A 21,614-nucleotide genomic window follows, 5' to 3' on the forward strand; every position below is an offset into this window, starting at 1 on the left:
ACTTTGGAACAAACTACATGAAATGCGTTTGCTTAATATTCTCTCTTTTATCCTTTAACCTTTATGCTGCAGCGGTCAACGTTGTGGTCACTGATGTAAAGCAACAACAGCTTGAACGGACATTGTCTTTAACTGGCTCGATTAGTGCCGCACAACATGCACAAGTGTCAAGTTTAACCGATGGTGTAATCACTAAGATCTCAGCTGAAGCCGGCGACATTGTTGAAGCAAATGCTGTACTGCTGAGTCTCGATGCAGCTTTAGTAAAAGCTGAGCTGAAAAGTGTAGAAGCTGCACTTGAGCGTGCCAAGGTCGATCGCAACAATGCGATAAGGTTGGTAAAAGAAGCACAGTCTCTGTCGCAGCAAAAATTATTTGCGCAAACAGAGCTTGCTGACAGACAGGCAAAGTTACAAGCATCAGAAGCCTCTCTTTTAGAAGCACAAGCTAAGATAGCTTATCAGCGAGAGCTCGTTAACCGCCATCAATTAAAAGCGCCTTTTACGGGGATAATAGCGAGGCGCACGGTTAATTTAGGTGAGTGGGTGACGCGCGGACAAACGGTGTTTGAGCTAGTAAGTAGCGATATTCTGTGGCTCGATTTGCAAGTGCCACAAGAATACTTTCAGCTTATTAATCTCGGCCGTGTCGTAAATTTTAGTGTTGCAAGCGCGCCAAGCGTGCAGCATCAAGCTCATGTATTGGCAAAACTTCCTGTCGTTGACAAAACCAGTCGCTCGTTTCTATTAAGATTGGCAATCCCAACAGATGCGCAGTTGCGTGTCGGCGCATCGGCTACGGCAAAACTGCCGCTAATTCGAGCACAAGACCACAGCGTGATTATTCCTAGTGATGCGATTTTGCGTCATCCCGACGGTGGGTTCAGTGTCTTTGTGGCCGTTGACGGTCAAGCAAAGCGGTTAAACGTAAAAATTGGTGAGCGAATTAATGGTCATATTGAAGTTCTATCCGGCTTAGAGGTAGGGCAACAAGTGGTGGTTGAAGGCAATGAGTTATTGCAAGAAGGCCAGGCATTAAACATTGTACCTGGTTTATAGGAGCGGGTGATGTTAAGAGCCAGTGTAAATCACGCCATTTTAGTTGCTGTCACGGTATTGATCTGTTCGATATTGGGTATTGTTGCGGCGTTTAAAATTCCGGTGCAAATGATCCCAGATCTTGAAGTAAGAACCATCACTGTGGTGACCAATTGGCCCGGTGCCACGCCACAGGATGTTGAAAAAGAAATACTTATAGAGCAAGAAAGGTATCTTCGCTCACTTGCGAATCTAACTCGCATGTCCAGTTATGCAAATACCGGTGAGGCAGAGATAGAGCTTGAGTTTCCATTTGGTGTCGACGTCAACGAAGCGCTCATAAACGTGAGTAATGCGTTATCTCAAGTGCCAAATTATCCTGAAAACGTTGACCAGCCGGTGTTATACAGCAGCGCGTTTTCGAGCAATGCCTTTATGTTTTTTAATCTAAAGCCACAACCGGGAAATCCACTCAATCTTGATATCGATATGCTTCGTGATTATGCCGAAGACTTTATTCGTCCAGAAATGGAAAGAGTCAGTGGAGTATCTCAGGTTGGTGTGCGTGGTGGTGCACTCTATCAAGTACAAATTTTGGTAGATCAAGAACAATTGGCGAGCCGTGGAATTAGCTTAGTTGACGTTAGAAATGCAATACGCAGCCGTAACCAAGATGCCTCAGCGGGCGATATAGACAGTGGTAAACGTCGTTATTTACTGCGTATGGTTGGCCGTTTTGAGTCAGCTAAAGCGCTAGAAGAGCTGGTAGTCAGCCACCGTGCGGGTACCACAATTAAGCTTAAAGACATCGCTCAGGTAAAGCTTGATCATTATGAAGTGCGCGATATTGCCTATAACAATGGCGAGCGAGCTTTAATGCTCTCGGTGAGACGAGAAAGCGGCTCTAACGTGATGGCGATTAAAGAAGAAATGATGGAGGTAGTGGCTCGCATCAACCGTGACATGCTTGCAAGTAATGGACTACAACTGACGCTATTGAGCGATGATGTTCGTTACGTTAAAGGATCTGTTGAAAATGTTTGGACTAATTTAGCGCTAGGTGCGGTGCTTGCGACTCTGGTGATGTTTTGGTTTTTAAAGAGCCCACGCTCGACCTTTATTGGTGTGATGGGCGTTCCAATTTGTACCATCGCGGCATTTTTGGGTCTGTTGCTATTTGACAGAACGATCAACGTTATCTCCCTAGCCGGTGTCGCGTTTGCCATTGGCATGACGGTTGATAACACCATTGTTGTACTTGAAAACATAGAGCAAGCAAGACGCCGAGGTCTCGACAAACTTCAAGCAGCTATTACCGGTGTTCAAGAGGTATGGCCTGCGGTGCTCGCATCAACCCTGACCACAGTGTTGGTATTCGCACCTATTTTATTTATTCAGCAAGAAGCCGGACAGCTTTATTCCGATGTAGCAATAGCTATTTCTGCCGCAATCATCGCTTCTATGTTGGTCGCCTTGTTTGTGGTGCCTGCTGCTAATGCAAATTTTGCCTGTAAGGAAATCTCCAGTGGCATGTTGTCTACGCCTAAACTACCAACGTTTATTCCGGCGATGTTATCAAGTCCACGTGCTCGCATCGTGTGTATTGTATTCGGTAGTGTGTTGTTACTCGGTGGGGCGTGGTTATTTATGCCTAAAGCCGAATATTTGCCAGAGGGAGAGGAGCCAAAAGCGTTCTCTATGATGATAGCGCCTCCGGGCTATAACCTCAGCCATATGCAAAAAATTGCTGATGAACTACTTCCTTATTTAAATAAGCATTTGGAAAACGATGACAGCGATTTTGTATCAGGTAAAACGTCGTTGCCACCTTTAAAATATTATTCGATGTCCGTTGGTGTTGGTAGCATTTGGCTATTGAGTGAACCATACAACCGTGAATACATCGATGAAATGATGGAGGCAATCACGACCAAGTTTAGAAGCTACCCAGGAATGCGTGCATTTTCTTCACGAGGCTCGATTATCTCAAGTAATGATGGCGGTTCAAGAGCAGTGGCTTTGGATATTAGCGGTACAGATCAAACGGCGCTCTATCGGGCAGCAGATGCAGTGTATCGGTTAGCGGGGGAGGTCTTTGATAATCCACAAGTGGATTCTGCGCCATCTTCTCTGACACTCGACCAACCGCTAATAGAAATCCAACCAAGGTGGCAACGGTTGGCTGAAGTGGGTATGAGTGCTGACGAACTCGGCTATACGGTCGCAGCCTTGAGTGATGGCGCGTATGTTGACGAGTTGATCTTAGACGATGACAAAGTAGACGTCTTTTTATTTTCTGAGTCGGGTAATCAGCAAAGTCTTTCGCAATTAGCGCAGTCACCTGTTGTCACTAAAGCTGGACTGATCCCGCTGAGCGCTTTGGCCGATCTACGAGAAAAAGCAGACAGTGATAGTTTGCGTCGAGTTGATGGTCGTAGAACCGTAACTGTATATATTATTCCGCCAAGAAATGTCGCGCTAGAGGAAGCGCAGGAATTAGTAAGAACAGAATTATTACCGCAGCTTCAGAGGCAGGGCGATCTGCTGCCTGGTGTCAATGTGAGTATCGGTGGTGCTGCCGATCAACTAGACAAAACTAAAGAAGCACTGGGCAGTAACTTTATCGTTGCATTAGCGTTGTGTTACTTATTACTTGTTGCAATCTTCAAGCATTGGAGCTATCCGCTATTTATTATGGCAACAGTGCCGCTTGGCATGGCAGGGGGATTACTTGGATTAATTGCGATTAATGGTATTGGTAGCATAACAGGCACCTTCCACCAGCCTTTTGATATGATCACTATGCTTGGCTTTTTAATCTTGTTAGGGACTGTGGTTAATAACCCTATTCTGATAGTGGATCAAAGCCGCAGAAATCTTGAGAGTACCGCGATGAGTGTATACGACGCGGTGATCTCAGCACTACAAACGCGATTAAAACCGATTGTGATGTCAACGATGACAACCCTATGTGGTCTTGCGCCATTAGTGTTTATTCCAGGAGAAGGATCTGAGCTTTATCGAGGCGTTGGCATGATAGTGCTTTGTGGTATTGCCATGGCAACTATCGTCACACTCACCATTTTACCCGCGTTATTAGTCTGTTTTTTAAAACGGCCGGTAGAGAGTTCTGTAAGCAAACTCTAACCATATCTAACCATATATTAATCACGCTGTGGATATTACGAATGCCTTGCTTGAACAACTCTGTTCTGCAGGGCATTTTTATTGCAAAGTGGTATGAAAGCTTGAATTTCGAGGTTTTTGCCCACAGTAAAATAAGATGCGTACAGGTTTATATAATAAAAAGAGCACAACATGACAACTAACATACGCTCTGCAATTATCGCTGAGGGTGGAGGTCAAAAAGGCATTTTTACAGCGGGCGTGCTTGATGCTTTTCTTGAGAAAAAATTTACGCCTTTTGATTTAAAAGTGGGTGTCTCAGCGGGTGCACAAAACCTCGCAGCCTATTGTGCTCGCGCAAGTCAATATGCGCAAACTGCTATCGAATCTCTGACGACGGAGCAGCAGTTTTTCCGTCCCGCGCGATTTTTTACCGGTGGTAATGTCATTGACTTGGATTGGTATTTTCAACAAGTAGAGCACAGCGGCAAAGTGCGGTTTCCAACTGAGCCTAACCACCTCACGCCGGAAAGTAACTTTTATGCGGTTGCAAGTCACTTAGACTCGCTTGAGCCACATTATTTGCATACGTGGCACGATAACATGTTTACCCATTTAAAGGCTTCTAGTGCGATCCCTTTTTTATATCGTCCAGGCGTTAAAGTTGCGGGTCACGGAATGATGGATGGAGGCGTGGCCGATCCTTTACCCGTGCGCTGGGCACACAGTCAAGGGGCAAAGACGATTTGGGTGATCAGAACCATTGAGGCACATGACGATGGTAAAATGCCAGTGCTTGAGCGCTTGAAGCCAATTATGCGGCGGGTTAATCAATCTCCTCGAATGTTTGAAATGTATCATCACTATCAAAGTCGCTATGCCGATGCGGTGAACTTTATGAATTCACCACCAGAAGATGTTAACATCATTCAAATAGCGCCTAATAGACCACTGGAATCTATGATTTTAGGCTCAAGCCCTGAGACCTTAAAGTCTGATTATAAATTGGGGTTTGAGCTGGGATTAAAAGCGGTAGATAAATGGCGTGATATGCTTGAAGTCAGTGTAGTGTAACAAGCAAGTCTCAGGTTGAGACTTGCTTGTTATTTGCTTGTACTTAAGACTTGCGAATTGAAATAGAATTCGCTTCGATATCAATTCGGCCATCTTTGAATAAACCACCGATGGCTTTTTTAAAGTTAGCTTTAGAGGTAGAGAAAGTACGCTTGATGGCGTCAGGATCTGATTTATCGCCTAGCGGTAAATAGCCGCCGCTTTCTTCGAGTTTGCTATAAATGATTTCCGCAAGGTCTTTAACCTTACCTATACCTGGCTTTTCTAACACGATATCAATCTTATCTTCGTCATGAACCGCTTTTACAAAGCCCTTCATGCGCTGACCGATATACATGCGCTTAAACACATCATTGAAAAAGACCAATCCAAAGTGTTTTTCATTGACGATCACTTTATAGCCAAGATCGGTTTTTGCCGCGACGATTAGGTCTACTTCCTCGAATTTTTCGTACTCGGCTTTTGATTTACTTAAAAACTTACCCAGCGCACTAGACGCACAAATACGCTTACTGGCGTTGTCTAGGTAAAGCCTAACCAAATAGCTATAGCCGTCGCGCATTTTTGGTTTTTGTTCATTGAAAGGCGCTAACACGTCTTTTTCAATGCCCAAATCCATAAAAGCACCAACCTTATTGATCTCTTTTACGCGCAGCAGGGCAAACTCACCGACTTGTGCAAGTGGCTTTTTGGTTGTTGCCGTTGCGTGTCCCAAGTTATCTAAATAGATAAATACTTCAACAGAGTCGCCTTCTTCGTTGTGCTTTGGCACTTCTGCTCGAGGAAGAAACACATCGCCAAGCTCACCACCGTTTAAATAAGCACCTTCCGCGGTAAGCTCTTCAATGGTTAACATTTTGATTTGACCTAACATGATTATTCCTCGTCAGTTTGTGGTTTTGGTTTGCGACGCATCGGCATAGTACCGTCAATATCAATCGGTGGCGGGACCACTTTTCTCGGTTGTGATTTTTTCACTGGCTTTTTCTTAGGTTTACTTGTTTGCTTTGGCGCAGACTCTGCAGAGCGATTTTTACTCTGCTGTGGTTTTTGCTTAAGTCCTTTGAATTTACCAACAAGACCGGGGACTTCTTCAAAACGTAGTGGCTCATCAAGATAGTTTTTGATTGCCACATAGCTATCCCAATCTTTAGGACCAACAAATGAAATCGCAGTTCCTTTAAACCCAGCACGCCCTGTACGACCGATACGGTGGACATATTCTTCTGCCTGCTTAGGCAAGTCAAAATTCATGACATGAGTAACAGAGAGCAAATCGAGACCACGAGAAGCAACGTCTGTGGTAACCAGCACTTTATAGATCCCACGGCTGAAGCTGTCCATGATGTCTAACCGCTTACTTTGCGGCATATCGCCCGACAACGATACCGCTTTAATCGACATCTCATTTAGCAGTTTGCTTAATCGGTCTGTGTCGCCACGGGTTGCGGTAAAGATAATGCACTGTCCTACGTCATCTTGTGTGATGAAGTGCTTAAGCAGTGCTTCTTTATGATCTAAATGATCGGCAAAGTAGAGTGCTTGCTTTATGTCTTCATGCTGCTGGTGGGCATTGCTCAACATAATACGCTTTGGCGATTTAAGTAATTGACGTGACGATGCTTCAACTTGGGTATGGTCTAGTGTGGCTGAAAATAGCAGCGTTTGTCTTTGGCGGTGATCCGCAGAGTCATTAATGACGTCCAACTGTTTTTCAAAGCCAAGGTCAAACATACGATCTGCTTCATCAAAAATAAGTAGTTCAAGACCGCCTAAAAATAATGAGCGATTTTCAACGTGATCGGCAATACGACCAGGAGTACCCACCACAAAATGCGGGTCGCGGCGTAGCGCTTTTACCTGATCATTGTAGTTTTCACCACCCAAAATCTTACAGACTTGAATATTAGTGCCGGCACACAGTGCACGACACTCAGAGAATACTTGAGTCGCGAGTTCACGAGTTGGGGCTACGATAACAACGCGAGGATCGCGTTTGCTCAGCGCTTTTTGTTTCATTACACGCTGTACGGCAGGCAGCAAGAAAGCTAGGGTTTTGCCAGAGCCTGTTTTAGACTGCGCAAAAACATCGTGGCCAGCTAGAGCCGTTGGGATGGCATGCGCTTGGATCTCGGTCGGTTCCGTGATCCCTTGGTGAGCCAGTTGTTGTTCTAGGCGCGTATCTATCCCAAGTTCAGTGAATCTCAAGTCAATTTCTCCAAGTCTTGAATTTTAAAAACACGAGATTATACCAAAGCATAGACGCTATCGGATATAGAATTTGTGTTTTTTGCATTTTAATCAAAAATCCGTAAAATACGCGCCTCAGCGCCGGGTTTGCGACTCGGTTTTCGTGCTTTACACATCGTCATGCTTAATGTGTAAGCTAATCAAAGCTTAAATCTAGGAAAATACAATGTCAGAACAATACGTTGTTTGTGCTATGTACAAGTTTGTCTCTTTACCTAACTATCAAGAGATAAGACAGCCACTTCACGATGTGATGGAAGCGAATGAAGTTCGCGGTACGTTATTACTTGCAGAAGAAGGTATCAATGGTACCGTTGCCGGTAAACGTGAAGGCATTGACGCGCTACTTGCATGGTTAGACAAACAACCAGGCCTTGATAACATCGTTTATAAAGAGTCGTTCGATGAAACTTGCCCTTTCTACCGCACTAAAGTAAAGCTTAAGAAAGAAATCGTGACCATGGGTGTACAAGGTATAGACCCAAAAGAAGTGGTTGGTACGTACGTAAAACCACAAGATTGGAATGCATTGATTTCAGACCCTGACGTTGTACTCGTTGATACGCGTAACGACTATGAAATCGAGATCGGTACGTTCAAAAATGCCATCGATCCTAAAACCAAGACTTTCCGTGAGTTCCCTGAGTGGGCGCAAAATAACTTAAACCCAGAAAAACACAAAAAAGTGGCGATGTTCTGTACTGGCGGGATCCGCTGTGAAAAATCGACAGCGTATATGAAAGAGCAAGGCTTCGAAGAGGTTTATCACTTGGAAGGCGGCATTCTAAAATACTTAGAAGACGTGCCAAAAGAAGAAACCATGTGGGAAGGCGAGTGTTTTGTGTTTGATAACCGTGTTGCTGTCGATCATGATTTAAACAAAGGATCTTATGATCAATGTCATGCTTGTCGTATGCCAATCACGGAAGCAGAGAAACAACTAGAAGAATATATGGAAGGGGTGTCTTGTCACCACTGCCACAAAGACTTAACAGAAGAGCAAGTTGCACGATTTGCTGAGCGGCAAAAGCAAATTGAACTGGCGAAGCTACGCGGCGAAGGTCATATCGGTCATGAAGCACAGGATGCTATTCGTAAGCGTAAAGAAGAAAAGCTAGCGCAAAAAGAAGCGCAACGTCAAAAGCGCTAAAGGTGCATTGTACTAAGAATACATAACAAGGGGACCGGATGGTCCCTTTTCTCAGCTAAACTTTCATTGCAAGCTATTTGCGCAAGCGCCATTCGCTCTGCAAACTTTTCATATTAGGTGTGTAGCCTTTTCTAATTCACGTATTCAAATTCTTTTAAATCTAATTCTGAAATTAAATTAATTCATAATAATCAATGGGATATTCATTATTCTCAGATTGGTGCCTTCCTTGCTTATTCAAAGGCTATCACTGTAAATCTAAAAATTGATTTACGCCGTTAAATTTTTGAAGGAGCTTTATGATGTCAAATACGGTAACCACAATTAATCCTGCGACAGAGCAACCCGTTAATGAATATACGTTAATGAGCTTGGACGAGGCGCAAAAGTCGGTGGACTTAGCCAATGACTGTTATTCATTTTGGAAGAAAACCACATTTACGCAAAGAGCACAAAAGCTAAACAGGCTTGCTGATTTAATTGAGCAAAATAAATCCAAGTTAGTCTCACTGATGACCGAGGAAATGGGCAAAGTGACGGAGCAGGGTGAACAGGAAGTTTCCTTGTGTGCTGAAATTTGCCGATATACCGCTGAGCATGGCGAAAAAGAATTACAGGACGAGCATCGGGTATTTGAGCAGGGACATGCCATTATCACTTATCAACCAATAGGCGTGATCTTAGGAATACAACCTTGGAACTTTCCGCTTTATCAGGTTATCAGATACAGTGTTTCGAACGTGATGGCGGGTAATACCACGGTAATGAAACATGCCTCAAATGTATTTGGTATGGCTAAATTAATTGAAGAGCTGTATTTAGAAGCCGGTTTTCCAAAAGGTTGCTATCAATCACTGTTAATTGATGGTGAGACAGCAAGCGAGTTGATAAAGAATCCATATATTCGTGGTGTTACGTTTACCGGAAGCGATAAAGTAGGTAAACAAGTTGCCAAACAAGCTGCTGAGCTTTCTAAAAAAACCGTCCTAGAGCTAGGTAGTAACGATGCCTTTGTGGTGCTGGCAGACGCTGATATTAATAAAGCAGTGTCCGCGTGTATTCAAGGTCGTATTGTCAACAACGGTGAAACCTGCGTTGCAGCGAAGCGCTTTATTATCGTTGATGAAATTTATGACCAATTTAGAGAGGCTTTTGTGGCTGGGTTTAAGCAGCTTAAGGTGGGAGATCCAACCGCAGCAGACACCGACTTAGGTCCTATGGCGCGTAAAGATTTACGTGATGAATTACACCAACAAGTTGAAGCGTCCGTTAAGGCGGGAGCGACTTGTCCACTTGGTGGAGAAATTCCAAAGCAACAGGGGTTTTATTATCCTGTCACCATTTTGGAAGACGTCAAACCCGGTATGCCGGCTTATGATGATGAACTCTTTGGCCCTGTGGCGTCGCTAATTCGTGTGCATGATGAGGCTGAGGCGATGATGGTAGCTAATGATTCACGCTATGGTTTAGGTGGTGGCATTTTTTCTGAAGACACTCAACGTGCCACAGAGCTTGCTATCAAGGAATTTGATACTGGCATGGTGAATATCAACGGTTATTCGCTGGCCCAACCAAATTTGCCGTTTGGTGGTGTTAAAGACAGTGGCTATGGTAGAGAGCATGGTGGCTTTGGGATCAAAGAGTTTGTTAACGTGAAAACCGTAATGGTCGCAAGCGCTGAATAACGCAAACCGTTCTTGATGTTAGTTTTTACGCTGGAGTCAGTAATACTGGCTCTTTGCATTTTAAATTGGTTATAATTCGCGTCCATTTTTTACACTGAGAAAGACACGTGGGCGAAGCAAGCTTAACAACCTTACATTTATTGGCAACCGATCCAAGCGCAGTGGCGCAAGCGGCTGAACTTGCACGTGATGGTCACCTTGTTGCGGTTCCAACAGAAACCGTTTACGGCTTAGCAGCAGATGCAAGGCAACCCGATGTGGTAAAAAAAATCTTTGCAGCAAAAGGACGCCCAGCTGATCACCCGCTAATCGTACACCTCGCTGACAAGTCTTTGGTCACTGAGTGGGTGGAAACATTGCCAGACTATTTTGATGCCTTAGCTGATGCGTTTTGGCCGGGACCACTGACGATCGTTGCCAAAAAGCAAGCACATGTGAGCGATGTAGTCACAGGCGGCCACCCAACCGTGGGTATACGTGTGCCAAATCATCCTGCAATGCTAGCATTATTGCAGCACATTAACTCCGGACTTGCTGCGCCCTCTGCCAATCCTTACAAAAAAATTAGTCCAACCACCGCCGAGCAAGTGTTGTTTGGATTGTCTGGCAAGATAGCGGCTGTGTTAGACGGCGGTTCATGTGAAGTAGGACTTGAGTCAACGATCCTCGATGTATCTTCAGACACACCGAGGATCTTGCGAGCAGGCCCTATTACTAAAGCTGCACTTGAAGCGGTGCTCAATATTGAAGTAGACGAGCCCGATGTGCACACTGTAGCCGTCCCTGGTAACGTAAAAGCCCATTATCAACCAAGCAAACCGCTTACCCTGTTGTCAACGGAAGAGTTAGTTGCTCGCCTAAGCGGCCAGTGCGAAGCGAATACCGGTGTGTTGTATTATTCATCACAAATAGAGCGAATGATCTCTGAGAATTCAGCAAACAACGAGCTGGTGGATCTGAAACTTGGTGCTGACAAAGCCAAGTATGCGCAGGGCCTTTATCACGGGTTACATCAATTGGACCAATCAAGTGCAACCGAGATTTTGTTGGAAGCACCACCAACGGCGCCCGAGTGGCGTGATGTTAACGATAGACTGATGCGCGCGGCCGCACAATAGTCATGATTTGGCGCGGTAGTCTATTGCGCCTCACTCTCCCTCAATCTTTACATAACTTTACCTTACTTTACATGGGCTTATCTTGCCTTTGAAACGCTGCAAGGCATACTGCATCTTATCGCACTTATCCTGTGTGTTATCGAATAGTTTATCTTGATGTGAGTGATTAACTGTTACACTCAAATATAGCTAAGAACAATGGAAATTATTAAGGTTAATATGTGTAAAGTAACGCGCTTGGTGGTTTTTACGGCCACTATGCTGATAACTAATGCCGCTTTGGCCAAACCTTCGCAAGTGATTGCAGAGCCTATTCAATTCGAAAGCAGTAGCCAGCAAATTCAAGCAGTAGGTAATGCTGAAGCTATTCAATCGGTTATTTTATATCCCGCAATTGGTGATAGGGTGACTGCGGTACATTTTAAACCGGGCGATCAGGTTAAAGCGGGTACTTTGCTATTGGAGCTAGACTCACGCCGCCAAAAAGCGGCGCTTGAAGAAGCTAAAATTCGTCTTGCAGATGCGCAGCGCACCGTCGACCGTCTAACCGATAGCCAAAAGCGCGGCGCCGTCCCAATTAATGAATTAGATAAAGCGGTAACGGACAGAGACTTAGCAAAGGTCGCCTTGATCCAAGCTAAGAATGAATTAGAAGACCGCCAAGTGATCGCCCCTTTTTCTGGCGTAATGGGACTCACCGACGTTGAGGTTGGAGATCGTATTACCACCCAAACCGCGATTGCGAGTATCGATAACTTTGATAAGTTGTATGTTCAATTTGCGGCACCAGAATCGGCGTATGGCATGCTTAAATCGACCGATAGCGTGCTGCTGACACCTTGGAATGATAATTCAACACGGATCGACGCAAAGATAGCGCAAATGGACTCTAGAATAGACCCAACAGCCCGCACACTAAAAATCAAAGCCATCTTTGAAAACCGCAATGACCGTTTTTTGCCTGGAATGAGCTTTAGAGTATCGCTAACGGTATTGGGTGAAGAGTTTGCCGTTATTCCTGAAGCCGCACTGCTTTGGGGCGCAACAGGTCCTTATGTATGGAAAGAAGTAGATGGCAAAGCTAAGCGTATAGATGTCAAAATCCAACAGCGGTTGCCGGGTAAATTGCTGGTATCAGGCGATTTGGCTGCAAGAGAGTTATTAGTTGTAGAAGGGGTGCAACGTCTTCGTCCTGGGCAAGAAATTGCGGTGACGAATGCACTGGCGAAGGAATAAATCGTGACTAAACCGGAGTTACCACAGTTACAAGATTTACCGTCGATGGCTATTCGCCGTCCGGTATTAATCGTTGTATTAAATTTATTGATTATTATTGCAGGTATTGCTGCACTGGCCGGCGTTGAAGTTCGTGAACTGCCCGATGTAGATAGGCCGCGTTTAACGGTGTCCGCATCGTTTCCTGGGGGCTCACCTGAGACTGTCGACACCGAAGTAACGAGTAAGTTAGAGGGGGCTGTTGCGCGTGTCAGTGGTGTAAAAAGCATTCGTGCACAAAGTGAAGAGAATAATGCACGGATTGTTGTTGAATTTCGTCCGGGCATTAACCTAGACGATGCAGCAAACGAAACACGCGAATCCGTTTCTCGAGTACAAAGAGAGCTACCTGAAGAAGTTGAACGGGTGTCCATTATTAAAGCGGATAATGACGCAGAAGCAGTGGTGTCTTTAACTGTAAGTAGTGCCTCTTTAACACTTGAAGGATTGACCGAGCGAGTAGAAAAAGACTTAGCGCCGCAGTTTTTAACTATTCCAGGCGTTGCCGATGTGCGCCTGAACGGTGATAGAGAGCGAGTGCTGCGCGTAAGACTTGATCCGTTAAAACTGACAAGCTTTAATCTAACCGTTCCGGATGTTGCTGCGGCGCTTAGACAAGCCCCGTTTGATGTACCTGCAGGCAGTTTAAAGTCAGACGATCAACAGCTGATTGTCCGTGCCGATGCCACCTCAGTAACCGCTGAGCAGGTGAGTGATATCATCATTCGTGGTGAGACTCGGGTGGGGGATATTGCCTCTGTGTATTTTGGGCCGGCTGATCCTCGCTCTATGGTGAGGCTTGACGGAGAGCCTGTAATCGGTCTTGAGATCATTCGCCAAGCACAGTCTAATACCATTGAAATCTCAGATGAAGTACTACAGCTCGTCGATAAGATAAAAGTACGCTTTCCAGATCTCGAGCTATTCGTCACCTCCGATGATGCACAGTTTATTCGCTCATCCGTAGACGAAGTCTTGAGCTCGTTAGTGATAACCATATTGCTGGTGGTATTCACCCTTTGGGTATTTATCGGCTCGTGGCGTGCGACGCTTATTCCAGCTTTTGCAATCCCGGTCGCGCTTATCGGCTCTTTGGCGCTGATCTGGGCGCTTGGCTTCTCTGTTAATATTTTAACCTTGCTAGCACTTGTGTTGGCCACTGGACTTATCGTCGATGATGCGATTGTTGTTAGTGAGAATATTCAGCGTCGTCGTGGCGAAGGGATAGGTCGTCGCGCCGCGGCGGTACTTGGGACAAGAGAAGTCTTCTTTGCTGTAGTCGCGACAACCGCAGTACTTGCTGCGGTATTCGTACCGATTGCCTTTTTACCCTCGACTGCGGGCCGATTGTTCAGGGAGTTTGGTGGCGTGTTAGCTGGTGCCGTGATTATTTCTTCATTTGTGGCACTGTCATTGGTGCCAGCATTAACATCTAAGTTAAAAGTAAAGCAAGATAGCAAAAAGCATCTATTTTCGAGTATTGGTGTGAAACTCGCAGAAATGTATCGCGGTACGATCCACTGGGTACTTGACCATGCATGGCTAACCTTTGGTGTATTTGTGGTTATTGCGAGCCTATCAGGTGCGCTCTATTCGCAATTGGATAATGAGCTTTTGCCATCTGAAGACAGAGGTAAAATTCGCATTTTCGCAAGAGGGCCTGACGGTGTTGGTCTTAACTTTATGGATAGACAGGCCAAACAGATGGAGGACATCTTATTACCCTTTGTAGAAAGCGGAGAAATAGAGTCAATCTATACGGTTGTCGGTCAGTGGGATCCAAATATTGTATTTATCACTGTGCCATTAAAGCATTGGGATGAACGTCATTTCTCGCAACAGGAAATTATCGATAAGATCAGAGGACCGCTTGGTAATATACCAGGTGCACCTGCTCGTGCCTTTGGTGCAAATAGCTTAAACCTAAGAGGCCAAGGTGGTGGTATCGAGCTTGCGCTACTTGGTAACGACTATTTAGAGATCTTTAAAGCAGCGCAACAATTTGCGGCTTTGGTTGAAAAAGAAATGCCAGACGTGGCTCCGGTGCAAATCTCTTATCAACCCTCACAACCTCAGCTGCGCGTAAACATTGACCGTCGAAGAGCTGAAGAGCTCGGCGTTAGTTTGAGTGATATCTCAACGACACTTAGGGCGGCCATTAATGGAGATGATGTTGCTGATTTGAATGTTGGCGACCAATCCATACCAATTATGCTGCAGGCTCAAAACCATACCATCAGAGACCCAAGTGATTTGGCTAACCTTTATGTTGGCAGCCGCTCTGGTGCATTGGTTCCGCTAAGTAGCCTTGCCGTTATTGTAGAAGAGGGCGTAGCTGCCGAGCTTGAACGCCATGCGCAGCGTCGTAGTATCGAGCTGGATATGAAACAGCCAGAAGACATGCCTATGGCAGAAGTGGTTGAAAAATTACGAACGCTAGCAGATCAGAGTTTACCCGACAGCGTGACGCTGGCGTTTAAAGGGGAAGCGTTAACGTTTGAAGAAACGGCCAACGAAGTGTTACTTACCTACGTGCTGGCGTTCTTAATTGTATTGCTCGTACTTGCCGCACAATTTGAAAGCGTGAATAGTGCCGTTGTAGTTATGATCACAGTTCCGTTTGGGATCACCTCCGCCATATTGGCTTTGTATCTTACTGGAACCTCGCTAAACATATATTCGCAAATCGGCTTAGTGATGTTGATTGGTTTAATTGCTAAAAATGCCATCTTGTTAGTTGAGTTCGCTGATCAGTTACGTGACAAAGGACGGTCAGTAAGACAAGCCGTTGAAGAAGCAGCAGTGATCCGTTTGCGTCCTATTATGATGACTTTGGTGTCCACATTGCTTGGTGCTTTACCATTGATTTTATCGGTAGGCGCAGGTGCTGAGTCGAGAAATGCAATCGGCTGGGTCGTATTTGGCGGATTAGGCTTAGCGGTTTTCTTTACGCTTTACCTCACACCTGTCGTTTATCTCGGTTTAGCGAGATTTACAAAACCGAGGGCGGATGAAACCAAATTATTAGTGGATGAACTTGATAAAGCTGAAAGTTAAATTCCGCGGGTAAAAATAAAGTAAGGTGAGCGCAGCAATAGCTGCGCTTTTTTTATACAGCGATTAATGTTGTGGTAACACATTCTTTGATACTTTTTGTTGAACTTTTCATTGTTTAAACTGTCACAACCGATGTGGTTGTTTTATAGCCAGTATGTTTGCTACTCTAAGACAGTAAATCCTGTTTTCTATAACAATAATAAAAATAACAAGCTAATTGAAAGAAGATGTGTCATGGGTAATTTATTTTTAAAAGAACGGGAAAATTGGACCGCCTGGATTATTTGGAGCTTGATAGGATGCACGGCAACGGTTGCATTATCGAGTTATACCAGTGAGATATGGATGGGGCTATTAGCGCCTATTTTGGTATTAGGATTACTAACAACATGGATGAGTTACACTAAGCGGTTTGATTTTTCCAGAGCATTCAAAGTGCTCAGTACCGTTGTGTTGTTTTCATCTATTCCGGTTATCATTGAAAAAGTGCTGCCTGCAAAAAACGCAGTCATTGGTATGATTGATTCGGGGATCATCGTGATTGCAATGGTTATCGCCAGTTGTATTTTTGCTTACATTGCCAAAAGGCCAAAGCAATATTATTGATTATTCGGCTATTATTTGCGCTTTTGAATGCAAAAATCGAAATAGTGCTTTACAACCGATGGATAACTCCATAAAATGCGCGCCAACAACGGAGAGATGGCTGAGTGGTTGAAAGCACCGGTCTTGAAAACCGGCATACGTTAATAGCGTATCTAGGGTTCAAATCCCTATCTCTCCGCCACCTCATTCCCAAAACCGCCTCCAAATGGCGGTTTTTTTCGTTTGGAGGCGTGTATGTCTGCGGCTAGTAACATGGCAATAATAAAACATAGTTCTATTTGGATTGTATTTAGTTATTTTTATCTTAGCGGCCTAAATATGGCGCTAACGTTGTCGATTGATTCGCAACAAGACCCTGATATTACGATGACGCTGCTGCATGTTTTTTTATTCAATTGCCTTGTTGGTCATCTGATCACTAAATATGAAAAATCCTGGCCAGAAATCGCCAGTGTAGTTATTGCATTATTTGGTGTGGTTGGATTTGGACACTACTTTGTTGGTAGCTTGGGAGAGTACAGTGATGAGCTTAATATTGGGCTTGTATTATTGCTGCCATTTGCAACCTTTGTAATGAAAAAACTCAAACAATATGCCGAAGAGAAAGCCGCTAGTTAGCGGTTTTTTTGTGTCCGACGAATAGCTCGACTGCTTGATAATCAAGCAGCTCCGGTATCTTGCCTATTTTGGCTGTGATACAATCTAAGGTTCTTGTTAATAAAAAATATGGAAAGACTATGTCTCAATTCAACACAGACGCAGATAAAGCGAGCTACGGTATTGGTTTACAAATGGGTGAGCAACTTAAAGCAAACCCTTTTGAAGGTCTAAACCTTAACTCTGTATTCGAAGGTATGAAAGACGCTTATGCTGGTGACAGCTTCCGCGTTGAGATCCCTGAAATTCAAGCAGCATTTGAGAAGATCAATGCTGAAATCCAACAGCGTCGTGAAGAAGAAGCGAAAGTATTAGCAGCTGAAGGTGTTGCATTTCTAGAAGAAAATGCAAAGCGTGCTGAAGTAACAGTAACTGAGTCTGGTCTTCAGTATGAAGTAGTTGAAACTGGCGAAGGCGATAAGCCTGTTGAAGATTCAAAAGTACGTGTTCATTACCACGGTACTCTAATCAACGGTACTACATTTGACAGCTCTTACGAGCGCGGTCAACCAGCTGAATTCCCAGTAAATGGCGTGATCAAAGGTTGGACTGAAGCACTTCAAATGATGCCAGCAGGTTCTAAATGGCGTCTATACGTACCGCATGAGCTTGCGTACGGTGAGCGTGGTGCGGGTGCTGCAATCGCGCCTTTCTCAACGTTGATCTTTGACGTTGAGCTACTAGACGTACTTTAAGTCTATGCTTTGAGTGGATCTGTTGGATCCACTCTATTATTCCATTTAGCTTTAATATTCCCTCAAATTGAGCAACTAAAATAACAAAAACTTTTACCTTGCTGACACAGACGTCGCTACCTTGCCCACAGCTGTGCTATCGACAAGATTTTATCGCCTCAAAATGGGTCACTGAGCTACGCTAGCTGTTATTACTTTTTCGACATATTTTCTTTAACCCGCCTCATTGCTTCCATTCAATACTAAATACACATTCTCCCAAAGCTTGGCTAATGCAGTTAGGTAGTCAGGTGTTTGAAAATGGGGACAGACGCTGTCGCCATAGATCACGGCTTTAAATTGTTCAAGTACGGCTAAGTTGGCTTTATCGCGCAATGTCATTATTTCATTCACCGTAAACGCATGTTGCTCCAGCAGGTAGTGGCTTCGCCACTCTTTACTAGACATAGTGATAGGTGATGGTAACCAAGTTAATGGACCATAAGTATCGCTTAGCAGTAATGTGCCATGGTTAAATATGGCTGAGACTCTATGATTGATAAATGTTGCTGAGCCATCATCAAACTCAGACGCAAAGTTTTGACAAAGCAGCGAAATGGACATTGTCCCGCGTTGTAGCAAAATACTAGCAAACGCACTCGGAGTAGCCTTGGGTTGAATGGCAACTGCCACATCAACTTCGTCGGTAAATAGACGACAAATTAAATCCATTCCCGAATATAGTGTCCTGAGGTTGACGGCGAGGTCTAGATGCATACATTGGCCATGTGCTGCGGCACTGAAGTAGTTGTCATAGAAAGAGCGAATAGGGTACAGATCAGCGAAATGGGCGTTCACCCAGAATCTAACACCATTAGCTTTGGCAGCTGCTAGTGCCTGTGCCATCGAGGTCGGCCCAATTGGATGTTCACAAATTACATGGATATGTTTTTCTAATAGTGCGATAGTAATCTCAATACCGGCATCGCCAGCGATAGCCACACAAGCAATATCCACTTGTTTGTCTGTTATCTGCTCTGCATTGGTGTAATGTGGTACGGCAAAGGACTGAGCGTACTGTGTTGAGCGAAGACTACCAGTTGACAATATGCCACTGAGCATCAATCCCGTATTTTGAAATTGTAATGCCCGAATATAAGTAGCACCGTAATTGGTTCCGCATACTAAAACTTTCATAGCGAGTCCTTATGCAATGGGGTGTGGATACAAGTTAACCGCGCGGCCAGCCAAGAGTTTATGCAATCTTGGGTTGTCAATGCGCTTGAATTGTTCGCCAAAGTGAATGGGCTGCATATTAACACCAACAGCTCGAGCCACTCTAAATGGACTTAATGCAACGTCTGAAGCAGTGACATCAACAATGGCAATATCAACCCCCGCTTTGGTAATGCGCTGTCTTAGATCTGCGGCTCCCTCAAGAGTAGGATAAGGCCAGCATGATAGCGGTTTAGCTTCAGATTTAGGCTGTCTCATAAAGTTAAAGGTGGATAAGTGCGCGTTAGAGAAATAAAACGCGGCATGATCTTCTAACGTCCTGACCTGTTCTACGGTTTGTGGAGCTTTATGCCCACTCTGCATTAGGCTGCAAAGATAGGGCATAACATGACCTTGCTCTAATAATGCTTTGGTGACAGCCACATTGATGTTGTCATGGGTTGCTAATGAAACTGATACCGCAGGCGTGGTGATGCCATCGCCTAGACCAAGGCAAACCACCGTTGGGATATGGATGCCGACGTCGAGAAGGTACAACTCCAGCGCGATGCCTTGTTGTGTTATTGACTCTACCATGAGCTTCAACTTGCCAGTTAGCAAGGAGTCGGCATTTAATCTAGTACAAGGGAGTTGGGCGTACCAGGTAAGCATCATTGCATCTCTTTCAATGAGTTCGAAGCAGGCTCTGATAGCCGCATCTTCGTTATCTTTACCTGCCGCTAAGCCATTGGAAGAAACTTGACTGAATTGTTCTTCATAAGGGCAACTAAAATTAAAGTAGCTCACTAAAGCGGGGACCCAAGTAGCGCGGTTTGTACCAATCCAATTGCCTTCAACCCAATGAATTTTTTGTTTACTTCGCCATTTGCTAAAGGGAAATCCTGGTGTTGCATACTGCTCGGGAGAATAGAGGACCAGATCTGCTGGGTTTACATAGTCTCCTTGAAGTTGATTTACCGTGGCATAACGACAGTTACGAATATCGTATCTCGCTGCTGAATAACGTTCAAGCGCTTCACCCACGGCACTAATATGAGCTGAAAGCGAGTCTAATCCTTTGCCTGAACCAACTTGGCCTTGTGTTCTCGGATCAAACTTACCACTTGTAAAACTACTTAGGCTTGCAGATGCGGTGACAGGGAGTTCAGGCAAGTGGGGGGCATGGCCCGTTAGTTGTTTTATCACGCCAAATTCAGGGTCAACCCAACCTCGCATCATTGTTTTAAATTGCTCAACTGTCTTTAATTCAGAAATGGCTGGTAACGCCTTATTGCAGGAAGAGATATCTTGTTCGCTTGGGCCAGAGCATACTGCGCATTCAGGGACTGGAATAATAGGGTGGAGCGAGCTTTCTCCACTAACCAAATTGGTTGTTCTGGTAGTATTTTGCAGCACAGATTGCGTGTACTGTAACAAAATGGTTTGTATATCAGTTGCAGCCTGCATTGCGATTGATGCTGACATACTACTTAAAATTGAATGGGCTCGAGCGCCGGAATGTGCTTTATTCGTGATCTCATCAATCTTGTGTGCAGTTTGCGGATTTATTGCAGTGCCAAGTTTTCGCAGTCGTAAACAGTTCCAGCATCCACCGCCTTGATTGGTAACATATGGACCTACATGCCCGGTTAGTCCATCAATTGAGACGTAAAAAGTAGGTAGTGCAAGCTTAGCTAAATGCGTGGCGATGTTGGTATGCGCACTGAGCGAGTCCGATGGCAGAGAAATAACAACCAGATCCCAGTTTTGAAGAATAACTTCATCTAATGGGGAGTTCAGTTCGGCAGTTTGTGCACTAACTTCTGAGTGAACAAAGCGTTGCTTTAGGTAGTCTGTGAAGGCATCGACCGTTGTAGTATTACTTGGCAGGTGATTAACTGCATGATGATAATAGCCACTTTGGTTAGTACAATTAGCATCATCAAGAATATGAATATACCCCACGCCAGCATTTAACAGCTCTTCTAGCATAGGCATCGCCCAAGGCGTTAACCCTATACACAGAATACGGTTATTCTGGAGTGTTCGTGGATCACGCTTTGCCTCATTTTGCCACGCGTTAATAAAGCGGTATTGTTCAGGCCAAGGAGCTGAGGTTGAGTTGATAACAACGCGTTCAATGAGACCTTTTTGCTCCAATAAGCGCAATAATTGCTCAACACTAGCGCTAGAGTATTGCGTTATTTGTGATGCAATCTCATTGAGGCCAAAGTCACCATTTAATAAAGGAATAATGTCGTCAACAAAAGTACTTATGTCTTTTCCGTGGAGTTGAAAGTCTCCAAGATCAGAGCGTAACAATACTCCCTCATCGTTAGGTAAGATACTTGCGGCAGGTGATAGCCTTATTTTATCTTTATTCATATGCATCCTCTGTAAGTTATGGAAGCCCCGATAAAGAGGCTTCACTAATGTCTTTATCCTTGAACTGCACTCAACATACAGCAATAGGTTGGACCTGGTGTACAGGTATAACATTGGTATGTTGGGTTACTTCCGGCACACAATTGTGCACCTTGAAAGTGATTAACTGAGGGTTGACACAACACACACTGTGTCGGCTGACAAGTAACGCACTGCGGTTGACATAAAACACATTGTGTTGGCTGGCAAGTAACACACTGCGGTTGACATAAAACACATTGTGTTGGCTGGCAAGTAACACACTG

15 protein-coding genes, 1 tRNA gene and 1 pseudogene are annotated in these 21,614 nt (G+C 44.6%); 12 read left to right on the forward strand and 5 right to left on the reverse strand.

What is annotated here, in order from left to right; all coding sequences use genetic code 11:
* Positions 1–17: 17 nt before the first annotated feature.
* The 3 genes from MHN32_RS10210 (at position 18) to MHN32_RS10220 (ending at position 5,237) form a co-directional block, all read left to right on the forward strand.
* On the forward strand, positions 18–1,058 hold the full coding sequence (locus MHN32_RS10210; RefSeq protein ID WP_010604806.1) for an efflux RND transporter periplasmic adaptor subunit: 1,041 nt from the start codon (positions 18–20) through the stop codon (positions 1,056–1,058).
* Positions 1,059–1,067: 9 nt separating this feature from the next.
* Positions 1,068–4,184, forward strand: a complete 3,117-nt coding sequence (locus tag MHN32_RS10215; RefSeq protein WP_239421653.1) for an efflux RND transporter permease subunit — start codon at positions 1,068–1,070, stop codon at positions 4,182–4,184.
* A gap of 171 nt (positions 4,185–4,355) precedes the next feature.
* The gene (locus MHN32_RS10220) at positions 4,356–5,237 is read left to right on the forward strand and encodes a patatin family protein (protein WP_239421654.1); all 882 of its coding nucleotides are present in this window, start codon (positions 4,356–4,358) and stop codon (positions 5,235–5,237) included.
* 43 nt (positions 5,238–5,280) lie between these two features.
* On the opposite strand, the gene MHN32_RS10225 is transcribed toward MHN32_RS10220, so the two are convergent.
* Entirely contained in the window at positions 5,281–6,111 is an 831-nt protein-coding gene (locus tag MHN32_RS10225; protein ID WP_239421655.1) for a S1-like domain-containing RNA-binding protein, read from the reverse strand.
* 2 nt (positions 6,112–6,113) lie between these two features.
* Positions 6,114–7,445, reverse strand: coding sequence for a DEAD/DEAH box helicase (locus MHN32_RS10230; protein WP_239421656.1), 1,332 nt, complete (start codon positions 7,443–7,445; stop codon positions 6,114–6,116).
* Between the two features lie 208 nt (positions 7,446–7,653).
* Here MHN32_RS10230 and MHN32_RS10235 point away from each other — a divergent pair, with 208 nt between their 5' ends.
* The 9 genes from MHN32_RS10235 (at position 7,654) to MHN32_RS10275 (ending at position 17,730) form a co-directional block, all read left to right on the forward strand.
* On the forward strand, positions 7,654–8,637 hold the full coding sequence (locus tag MHN32_RS10235; protein ID WP_095729392.1) for a rhodanese-related sulfurtransferase: 984 nt from the start codon (positions 7,654–7,656) through the stop codon (positions 8,635–8,637).
* Positions 8,638–8,939: 302 nt separating this feature from the next.
* Positions 8,940–10,322 (forward strand): NAD-dependent succinate-semialdehyde dehydrogenase, encoded by a 1,383-nt coding sequence (locus MHN32_RS10240; protein ID WP_010604801.1) that lies wholly within the window; start codon positions 8,940–8,942, stop codon positions 10,320–10,322.
* A 107-nt stretch (positions 10,323–10,429) separates the two neighbouring features.
* The gene (locus MHN32_RS10245) at positions 10,430–11,440 is read left to right on the forward strand and encodes an L-threonylcarbamoyladenylate synthase (protein WP_239421657.1); all 1,011 of its coding nucleotides are present in this window, start codon (positions 10,430–10,432) and stop codon (positions 11,438–11,440) included.
* 198 nt (positions 11,441–11,638) lie between these two features.
* Positions 11,639–12,676 carry an efflux RND transporter periplasmic adaptor subunit gene (locus MHN32_RS10250; protein ID WP_010604799.1) on the forward strand — a complete coding sequence of 346 codons (1,038 nt, stop codon included), beginning with the start codon at positions 11,639–11,641 and terminating at the stop codon, positions 12,674–12,676.
* Positions 12,677–12,721: 45 nt separating this feature from the next.
* Positions 12,722–15,772 carry an efflux RND transporter permease subunit gene (locus MHN32_RS10255; protein ID WP_172439979.1) on the forward strand — a complete coding sequence of 1,017 codons (3,051 nt, stop codon included), beginning with the start codon at positions 12,722–12,724 and terminating at the stop codon, positions 15,770–15,772.
* Positions 15,773–16,006: 234 nt separating this feature from the next.
* Positions 16,007–16,378: a hypothetical protein gene (locus tag MHN32_RS10260; protein WP_010379077.1), complete on the forward strand. Its 372-nt coding sequence runs from the start codon at positions 16,007–16,009 to the stop codon at positions 16,376–16,378.
* A 90-nt stretch (positions 16,379–16,468) separates the two neighbouring features.
* Positions 16,469–16,559 (forward strand) — tRNA-Ser (locus MHN32_RS10265).
* 53 nt (positions 16,560–16,612) lie between these two features.
* The gene (locus MHN32_RS10270; protein WP_010604797.1) at positions 16,613–16,996 is read left to right on the forward strand and encodes a hypothetical protein; all 384 of its coding nucleotides are present in this window, start codon (positions 16,613–16,615) and stop codon (positions 16,994–16,996) included.
* Positions 16,997–17,115: 119 nt separating this feature from the next.
* The gene (locus tag MHN32_RS10275) at positions 17,116–17,730 is read left to right on the forward strand and encodes an FKBP-type peptidyl-prolyl cis-trans isomerase (protein ID WP_010604796.1); all 615 of its coding nucleotides are present in this window, start codon (positions 17,116–17,118) and stop codon (positions 17,728–17,730) included.
* A gap of 213 nt (positions 17,731–17,943) precedes the next feature.
* Here MHN32_RS10275 and MHN32_RS10280 read toward each other — a convergent pair whose 3' ends face one another.
* From MHN32_RS10280 to MHN32_RS10290, 3 genes and pseudogenes are all read right to left on the reverse strand, one after another.
* Positions 17,944–18,906, reverse strand: a complete 963-nt coding sequence (locus MHN32_RS10280; protein ID WP_239421658.1) for a Gfo/Idh/MocA family oxidoreductase — start codon at positions 18,904–18,906, stop codon at positions 17,944–17,946.
* A gap of 9 nt (positions 18,907–18,915) precedes the next feature.
* Positions 18,916–21,309 (reverse strand): TOMM precursor leader peptide-binding protein, encoded by a 2,394-nt coding sequence (locus tag MHN32_RS10285; RefSeq protein WP_239421659.1) that lies wholly within the window; start codon positions 21,307–21,309, stop codon positions 18,916–18,918.
* A gap of 70 nt (positions 21,310–21,379) precedes the next feature.
* Positions 21,380–21,614, reverse strand: a pseudogene (locus MHN32_RS10290) (hypothetical protein); the annotation flags it as partial.

Origin of the sequence: Pseudoalteromonas sp. Of11M-6 (assembly GCF_022347905.1) — a bacterium.
Taxonomy (GTDB): Bacteria; Pseudomonadota; Gammaproteobacteria; order Enterobacterales; family Alteromonadaceae; genus Pseudoalteromonas.